This is a genomic window from Leifsonia sp. GW821-FHT13C09 (genome assembly GCF_058806435.1).
The window spans coordinates 20,422-28,397 of the sequence record NZ_JBXAPS010000014.1; the positions used below are offsets into that span (position 1 = coordinate 20,422).

Annotated in this window: 9 protein-coding genes; 1 reads left to right on the forward strand and 8 read right to left on the reverse strand. The window is 67.0% G+C overall.

Annotated features, from left to right (window positions below; all coding sequences use genetic code 11):
* Window positions 1-19 precede the first annotated feature (19 nt).
* On the reverse strand, window positions 20-3,949 hold the full coding sequence (mobF, locus tag AC1ROW_RS21005; RefSeq protein WP_493021506.1) for a MobF family relaxase: 3,930 nt from the start codon (window positions 3,947-3,949) through the stop codon (window positions 20-22).
* A 266-nt stretch (window positions 3,950-4,215) separates the two neighbouring features.
* On the opposite strand from mobF, the gene AC1ROW_RS21010 reads away from it, so the two are divergent.
* Window positions 4,216-4,614: a hypothetical protein gene (locus tag AC1ROW_RS21010; protein ID WP_493021508.1), complete on the forward strand. Its 399-nt coding sequence runs from the start codon at window positions 4,216-4,218 to the stop codon at window positions 4,612-4,614.
* Window positions 4,615-4,627: 13 nt separating this feature from the next.
* Here the strand turns inward: AC1ROW_RS21010 and AC1ROW_RS21015 are convergent, their stop codons facing one another.
* The 7 genes from AC1ROW_RS21015 to AC1ROW_RS21045 all read right to left on the reverse strand — a co-directional run.
* The gene (locus AC1ROW_RS21015; RefSeq protein WP_493021510.1) at window positions 4,628-5,116 is read right to left on the reverse strand and encodes a hypothetical protein; all 489 of its coding nucleotides are present in this window, start codon (window positions 5,114-5,116) and stop codon (window positions 4,628-4,630) included.
* Between the two features lie 7 nt (window positions 5,117-5,123).
* Window positions 5,124-5,384, reverse strand: coding sequence for a hypothetical protein (locus AC1ROW_RS21020; RefSeq protein WP_493021512.1), 261 nt, complete (start codon window positions 5,382-5,384; stop codon window positions 5,124-5,126).
* 32 nt (window positions 5,385-5,416) lie between these two features.
* Window positions 5,417-5,743 carry a MarR family transcriptional regulator gene (locus AC1ROW_RS21025; protein ID WP_493021514.1) on the reverse strand — a complete coding sequence of 109 codons (327 nt, stop codon included), beginning with the start codon at window positions 5,741-5,743 and terminating at the stop codon, window positions 5,417-5,419.
* A gap of 226 nt (window positions 5,744-5,969) precedes the next feature.
* Entirely contained in the window at window positions 5,970-6,353 is a 384-nt protein-coding gene (locus tag AC1ROW_RS21030) for a hypothetical protein (RefSeq protein ID WP_493021516.1), read from the reverse strand.
* Between the two features lie 35 nt (window positions 6,354-6,388).
* The gene (locus AC1ROW_RS21035) at window positions 6,389-6,988 is read right to left on the reverse strand and encodes a recombinase family protein (protein WP_493021518.1); all 600 of its coding nucleotides are present in this window, start codon (window positions 6,986-6,988) and stop codon (window positions 6,389-6,391) included.
* Between the two features lie 64 nt (window positions 6,989-7,052).
* Window positions 7,053-7,247, reverse strand: a complete 195-nt coding sequence (locus AC1ROW_RS21040) for a hypothetical protein (RefSeq protein ID WP_493021520.1) — start codon at window positions 7,245-7,247, stop codon at window positions 7,053-7,055.
* Between the two features lie 250 nt (window positions 7,248-7,497).
* A partial coding sequence (locus AC1ROW_RS21045) for an IS3 family transposase (RefSeq protein ID WP_493021522.1) occupies window positions 7,498-7,976 on the reverse strand: 479 nt, incomplete at its 5' end.

Below are 7,976 nucleotides of genomic sequence, written 5' to 3' on the forward strand. Positions count from 1 at the left end.
CCTCGATCGAGTGAGTGGCCTAGCGTTCGCGGGCGTCGTCACCGCGGGAGCGGTCGCGTTCGTCGCGGGCGCGCTCGGCAGCTCTCTGTTCGGCCGCGCGATCGCGCTGCTGCGTCTTCGGGTTGATCCCAACCTGTCGGAGCTGTTCGGCGCGGCGCTGGGCTTCGGCCCGGTTCCGCTCTCGCAGCGCCTCAGCGGCCGTCTGCGGCTTGCCCGGGGTTTGTGGCTGTGTGGGTCGCTGGACAGCCTCCCGTGCTCTCTGCGCGGCCACAGCGGCTTCCTGAGCGGCACGGGCTCGGGCGGCGTCGTCCGTTACTGGCTGGTCGCGAAGGAGAGAGGACTTGTGCATGGCCGTGACGCGCTGTTGCAGCTCGGCCCCTAGCTTCTGCTCCCGGTACTGCGCTGGGATCGCGTCTACGGCGTTTTCCTCGATCCCGTACCGGGCGCGGAAGGTGTCGACCTCCGCGGCCAGGCGTGTCCACTCCGCGCGACGCTCTGCGTTCGCGGGGACGTCCCCGAGCTGCTGCGCCCAGGCGGGCGGTTCGGCGCTGAGGGTCGCTCCGCGCTCTTCGAGGCGTGTAGCAATGTACTCGTAGCGTTCCGCCAGGTGCTCCCGCCAGGCGGGATCGGTGTGTGCGGAGTCGAGCGCGCCGCGGTCGACGATCCACGCGGGCACGTCGGTCCTTGCCTCTGGCTGCCCGAATTCGGCCGAGTAGGCGGTGATGTCCTCGCGAATACGTGCGGACAGGATCGCGGGCTCGCTTCGAGCGTTCTCGAGTGTGCCGGACATCCACGCCTGTGCGAGGGCGTCGGCTGGGTCGTAGCCGGCACGCTCGGCGTCGCGGAGAGCTGCCTCCAGTGCGCCCCACCCGTCGTCGCTACGGAGCCGCTGCGCTGCTTCCGGGCCGACCGCTGTGCGGGCGATCTTCTCGAACCGCAGATCATCGGCACGGTCGGTGACGTCCCGGTACTGGTCGATCAATGTCACCAGGTCGTCGACGCGGGCCTGCTCGCTGCGGATCGTTTCGCTGGCGCTCATCATCCCTTCCGAGTTCCCAGCGATCTGGGCGAGCACGTCGGTGATCGGTTGTGCGTCTTCGGTCTCGACGTACAGCCGGTTCGATTCCTTGCCGCGGGTCAGGGCGACGTACGCCATGGCGCGCGAGGTCGAGCTGTCGGCCAGAACGTGCGAGGTGTGGGCGGTCAACCCTTGGGCGCGGTGAACGGTGGAGGCGTAGCCGAGTTCGACGTGCTGGCGCACGTAGTCCGCGGGCAGGGTGATGCGGCCGCCGTGCCCTTCGTGGGTCACGGAGAGGGAGCCGTCGCGGTGCACCTTGTCGACGGTCCACAGGTCGTTGTTCTTGACCCGATCGCGGCCGCGGTCGGTGCGGAGCTGCGAGTCGTTGCGTCGGGTCACGATTCGATCGCCGCGGTGGGCCTGGAGACCGTCGCGTAGGGCGACGCTCTGGCGTCCGGTGACGGCTCCCTCGCTGATGCGGAACGCCTGCGCGCGGGCGTTCAGGTCCGCGACGGTGGTGTTGTGCTGGGCGAGCATGACGGAGGTCTTGCCGGCGTTGGTGTCGGCCTGCCAGGCGGCGAACACCTGCCCGGTCATGCGGTCGACGTCGCCGCCGACGACGCGGCCCTGCTCGATGTACCAGGTGAAGGGATCGCCGGTCGTGGCCGGGTCACGCAGACGTTCGGAGGCATCGGCTTCCGCTTGGTTCACGGTGCCGTCTGGGTTACGGAATCGGTGGATGGTTTCCAGCTGCACCGATCCGACCTCCCGCTCCAACAGGCGCAGAGCGCCACCGGATTCCACGGCGTCGAGCTGTCGGGAATCACCGATGAGGCGGACGTGGGCTCCGTGTCCGGCCGCGATGTCGACAACGCGTGCGAGGTTGCGGCTGCCGGCCATGCCGGCCTCGTCGACCACGATCACATCGCCGGGACGGATCTTCATTTCCTCTGGGTGGCGACTGTCCGGGGTCGCGTCGCCGTGCAGCTCGTACGCCTTCACGAACCCGTGGATTGTGTTGGCGTCGACGCCGACCGCATCGCGGAACACCGCGGCGGCGGCGGCGGACGGGGCGAGTCCGATCATGCGTGAGCCGGCCTGCTCTGTCGCGCGGGCGGCCAGTGCGAGCGCTGTCGTCTTGCCCGCGCCGGCGGGGCCAGTGCCGACCAGGAGGAGACGGTCGGAGGTGGCGAACTCGCGGGCCAGGTTGCGCTGGCCCGCGTCGAGCGGGCCGGTGTGAGCGGCCGCCGTCCGGTCGAACTCGGCGGTTGTGACAGGGGCGATCGTGCGCGTGCGGGCGGCGTCGAGCAGTCGATCCTCTGCGGCAAGGATGCCCGCGGAGGTGTAGAGCGCGCGGCCCTTGTGCTCGTAAATGCTGCTACCGTCGCTGCGGGTCAGCGGGGCGAATGCGCCGTGCGGTGCGGGCGGTGTTACCGACACGGAATCGGTGTCGAGCGCCCGCCGAGTGATGGTCTCTGCGGCCCCCTCCGGCACGTCGACCCCGGCGATGCGAGCGGCCTGCACGTACCGGCGTGCTTCGGCCTCGATCATGTGCGGCCCCCACACTGAGTGGTGCTCGGACACCGTGTCGACGACCTGTCGTGCTGCGGAGTCGACGTCGAGCTGCTGGGGAGCTGCCGCGCCGCGGCCACCGTCGCGGGCGGCCGCCCGGGCGGCAGCGAGGAGCCCGTCGACGGTGCGAGCGCCCACCGCTTCCACGGCCCGCTCGCGCCAGGAGCGTCGAAGATCAGCGAGCGACCGGGCGTGCTCCTTCGCGGGACGCGTGTCTAGAGTGGCCTGTTGCGCCAGCTTGATCCGGGCAGCCTGATCCGGCTGCCGGCCGTGGTCGACGCGGTACTCCCGTTCAAGCCTCGCAAGCGTCTTCCGGATGTCCGCGGAGCGACTGGAGAACCCTGAGGTGAGCCGGTCATCGACGCCGGCGATTTCGACCACGGGTCGCTTGCCGGGGGTGACTTCGCGCAACTCCGTGCGCACGCCGAGCGCCTGAGAGACGTTCTCCATCACCCGCGCGTTGTAGAACTCGGACGCGGCCACGCCTTGACGGTGGAGCAGCTTCGAGTCGATCGTGCGCCACTTCCCGTCAGAGCCCTTGACCTTGTTGGCCACCACCAGGTGATCGTGGAGCTGCGGGTCGCCGTTCCGGGAGTCGTAGTGACGGAACCGGGTGGCGACGATGCCTCCCTCGACGTCGATCTGGGCGACACCATTGCGGCCGGCACGCGTGGCGATCGCTTCACGTTCGAGGTAATGAACGGTGTCAGCGATCGCTGATTCGTGCGCGTGCTCGATCGCCTTGCGGGTCTCCTCGTCACCGAGCGCCCAGAGCGTGGACACGCTCTTGGACGGTGAGAACACCAGGTCGAATCCGGCGACGGCCTGCTGCGTGGGACGGGTCGCCGCGGTGATGTAGCGGCCCAGCTCTTCCTTGTCAGCGGGCTCCCTACCCTTGGCAGCGCGGAACGCCTGCGCACCTTCGCGGGCGCGGATCACACGTCGCTCGTTGACGTCCGGCTCCCGATGATTGGTGCGCTCGAATCGGGCATAGCCCTCATTGATGCGGGCCGAGAGGTCGGTTCCACCGGTGCTGTAGGCGTAGTACGACCGGCCCAGCTTCGCCGCGGCAGTCGCTTCCTCGACGGACTTGCCGGCCGCTTGTTCCGCGGTGATGATGCGCTCAGCGTTCGGGTGCAGCCCCTCCCCATAGAGCGCCTTCATCTGCTCTTCGGTCACCGTCCCCGATACGCCCAGAGTGGCAAGGCCGGAACCGACCCAGACTCCGGGAGGGTTGCCGTCAGCGGTGTAGTAGTCGCCCAGCTCGCGGCCGGTCTCCCGCTTGGCGTCGCCGCTGACGGTCTCGCTGGTGTAGTACGCATACCCGTCTCCCGCGGAGAGGATATGCATGGTCATCATGCAGGCAGACTACCTCACTGATCCAAGATGCCAGAGGTGTGACGACATCTGGAGAGAAGAATGAGCGGAGGAAGTGGGCCGGGAGTGTAACGGACGCGTTGGGTGGATGGAGACCGTGAGAGCAGAGTGCGGAGTGAGGAACGAGCGGAGGACGTCGCGGAGCGGTCGAGATTCGCGCAACGAGCCGGCTCACCCATTGGCGCGATTTTCGGGTGCGACAGTATGGTGGAGATGCAACGAATTCTGGAGACGAGGGGAATCCTGAAATGACCGACACTCGGAAGTCAGCGAAGCAGGTTGATGCACGTCGTCGTGCGCGTGAGCGCGCGGCTGAGTTCCGAGCACGACAAGACAAGCTGGAGCAGCTTGCTGTGGACTACTTCGTCGCCGCGGGTTCCATCGAGGCGATCCAAGAGGAGACCCAGCGCCAGATCGAATCGCTCCGTCAGAAGGAGCAGCAGCAGACGGCCGCCGCACGCGAGCGCGCCGATGCTGTAATCCAGCAGATGCTCAACCTCGGCATCAATCGGTCGGAGGTCGCTGAGCGCCTCGGTATCGCAACGCGCGATGTGAAGAAGTCTCCGAAGACCGCGCACAGTGAGGCGGCGACGGACGCCGGTAGCTTCCGGGGCAGCGCAGAAGACGACGAGTCTTCTGCGGCCTAGTGGGCGTTAGGTTTCACCAAAGTTCGGTCTGGTTCGCGTCGATCCCGTTGACCACCTTGGCGATCATCGCGCGGTCCCAGCCGTGCTCACGTACGGCGTCACGGAGGGCGCGTGATCGTCGAGCACGTTCCTGGCGCGCCAGTCCCCGGTAACCGAGAACGGTCCATCGGTTCTCGTGACGTCCGCGCTCAGAGCGATCGAGCATGTTGTCGTGATGGGTGCCTGTTCTGACGTGTGATTCCTCGACGTCGAGCGCGACGTGAACGCACAGTGGGACGTCGCAGCGATGCAGCAGCAATACCGCCGATGGAAGGTCGGTGCCCATGATGAGCTGGTAGGCGTAACGCTGTGGTCGGACCGCCTTCTGTCCACCGTCTGGCGTTCGGGTCCAGAACCTTCCATATCCGTCGTCGGCAACAGCGCCAGTCCACAGCCAGCAGTCATCGGTCGTTGGACCCTTCACGACGTAGGACCAGAAGCGCTCTTGCTCGGTGCGGCTCATGGACAGCTCAGCGGTTCCGTCGTGCGGCCTCGGCGTGCACGTTCTGCCAGTACCGAGCGCGCTGGATGTTGCGGCGGTGTTGCCACCGTCCGAGTGCGAACCGTCGAAGGAAGTAGTGCGCGACGAGGGTGGCCCATGCGATCCACACCACGGCCGCGGGCAGTGAGCCTTGGCCACCGGCGACCGTGATTAGAACGACGATTCCGAAATGCGCGACGATCACCAACCACCACACGGTGGCAACGAAGGCGAACGCGCTACGGAACATGACCAGAGCCTAGAGCGCTCCTCCGACTCTTGTCAGGCGATGAACCGTTGACGCAGTGCAGTCAGGTCGGAAACGAAGCCGGAGCGGTCGGCTGTGAAGCGATCCGGCAACGTGCGGCGGTCCGATTCCTGAACCGTCACGTACCGCAGAGTCTCCAGGTCACCCAGCGCACGCGAGACGACGGCCGCCGACAGCCCGGTGCCACCACTGATGTCCTGTCGCGTCGCGTCCGGGTGGCCGAGGAGGTATTGGAGGACGACTCGGTGGGCTCGACGTTCCAGCACCCTTAGTGCCGCTTCGGCCGGCTCGATCCGAGTCCCGTTCACCGGATCGATGCGGCCGGCTCTTGTAGTGGCCATGACCTCAGGGTATCGAGCGGGGATGTAGCCGGCGCCTGAGCGTCGGCCACACCCCCAAGACCCTGGGGGAAGGGCCAACCGTACGGTCGGGTTGTGGGGGGCCTCACCCGCGCCGCTTAGGTCGAGTGTGCACCGCACCGCGCAGCGGCGACAAGACCCACGCTGTATATCCAGCGGCAACGTCGAGCACCTGACGTCCGCTGTGCGATCAAACGATCGGGCCGGCCTATCGGCCGCCGTCAACGCGGCGGAACGACTCGGGGAGGCGGAACACGCGATCCAGAAGCGGCTCTAGGTGCGTGATCGCGGCCCGGTGCTGTTCCTCCGTGAACTCCTCGATCGCGGGCGGGTCGTCGTCGGTCCAGCCGATGGCTTCTGCTGCGATCGTCAGATCCCATCGGTTCCACCGCAACCGGCCTTGTTCGCGTAGGTGCTCCTGGAACTGTCCCTGAATACCGGGTGGCCGGAAGCTGTCCGCGGCGTCGGGCGATCGAGCCTCGCGCACCTGTTCGATCGCGAGGGTGTACCCGGCGATGAACGCTGTCACCCGGTCGAACCGGATCGGGAATCCCAGGAACATGCCGGGTCGTTTGATGAACGCGCCCGCCATGATGAGCTGCGATGGGGCACTCGCCTGATGTTCACTCATCGTCCGTCCCTCCTCAGGTCAACCGGCTGGCTCTGGTCGTGCTTTGCGAGAGCGCGTGCGACGGATGATTTTCCGACGCCGAGCACGGCCGCGATCTGTGCGATGCTGTCGCCCTGCTCACGCATCCGCGCCGCGGCCGCGGTGCGCTCCGGGGTCATCACAGAAGGCCGGCCGCCCAGGCGACCCTCAGCGCGGGCGTGCGCCAGACCGCGCCGGGTGTTCTCCCGGATCGTGTCGACGCGGAGCTGCGCGAACACGGCAACAATGCCGAACAGGGCTCGGCCCATCGGGGTCGTGGTGTCGATGTCGGGCTCGGTGAGGCTCTTGATGTTCACGCCTCGCTCGTGCAGGTCCGTGATCGTCTCGATGGCCATCTTCTCGCTGCCGGCGAGGCGATCGAGCCGGCGCACGACAAGCGTGTTGCCGGGCTGTAGGTAGTCCAGGCAGGCGAGCCACTGCGGGCGGTCTTTCACACGGCTGGACTCGCCGTGGTCGACGAACACCCGCACTGCGCCAGCGGCGCGCAGCTCGGCCTCCTGAGCTGCCGGGTTCTGGTCATGGCGCGACACCCGCGCGTATCCGACGACGTTGCTCATCGGCTCCACCTAGTCCCACCGATCCGGCTCGGCTCCGTGCGCAGCTCCACCTTGTCGTCCTCGCTCACTCTTGGGCGTACTTCGCGTCCAGCTCGGCGTACGCCTCAGCTGCGGTCACGCGGCCGTCGAGGATGCGACGAGCGCGATCGAGCGCTTCGGCATCCGGAAGGTGACCGGCAAGCTGCTGAGCCTTCTCGATCATCGACAGCTCGCTGTCAACGTCGACGGTCCGCGGAACCGTCCCGGTGCTGCGGGCCATGCCGACTCCCCTCGCCTGGTCCCTCCATCCTACCGCCCATCCCGAAAACGTTATAAACTGCGTTTCGGGTCAAATCGGTTTCGGGATTAGGTTTCGGGACGCGGTTTGTCGGCGTGTCATCATCGGCTCGGACATCGACACTGACGTCCCGAAAACGATCGTTTCTGGGACGGTCGAGTCGTGCGCCGCGGAAGCCTGCCGAAACTCAGGGCCGTATCGTGAAGCGCCCTGGGTCTGATGGAGACTCGCGCTATTTGATTCCGACCAGCAGGTTGCGGTCGCCCTGGACAGCATAGAACGCGTTCTCGAACTCGGCGGGCGGGATGTCGCCGAGGTAGCCGTGGAGGCGCTGCGTGTTGTGCCAGTGGACCCAGCCGAGGGTCGCGAGTTCGAGGTCCTCGACGGTCTTCCACGGCCCTGACCTCGCGGGTCCGCGGACGAGTTCGGTCTTGTAGTAGCCGTTCACCGTCTCGGCCAGGGCATTGTCATAACTGTCGCCGACGGTTCCGATCGACGGCGTGGCGCCGATCTCGGCCAATCGTTCGCCGTAGCGAATCGACGTGAATTGAGACCCGGCGTCGCTGTGACACCGCAGATCCTCATGGTGAGCACCGCGGGACCAGCGCGCCATCTCGATCGCGTCGAGGACCACCTCGGTGCGCATATGCGACGCGACCCGCCACCCCACGATCATCCGAGAGAACACGTCGACGATGAAGCACACATACG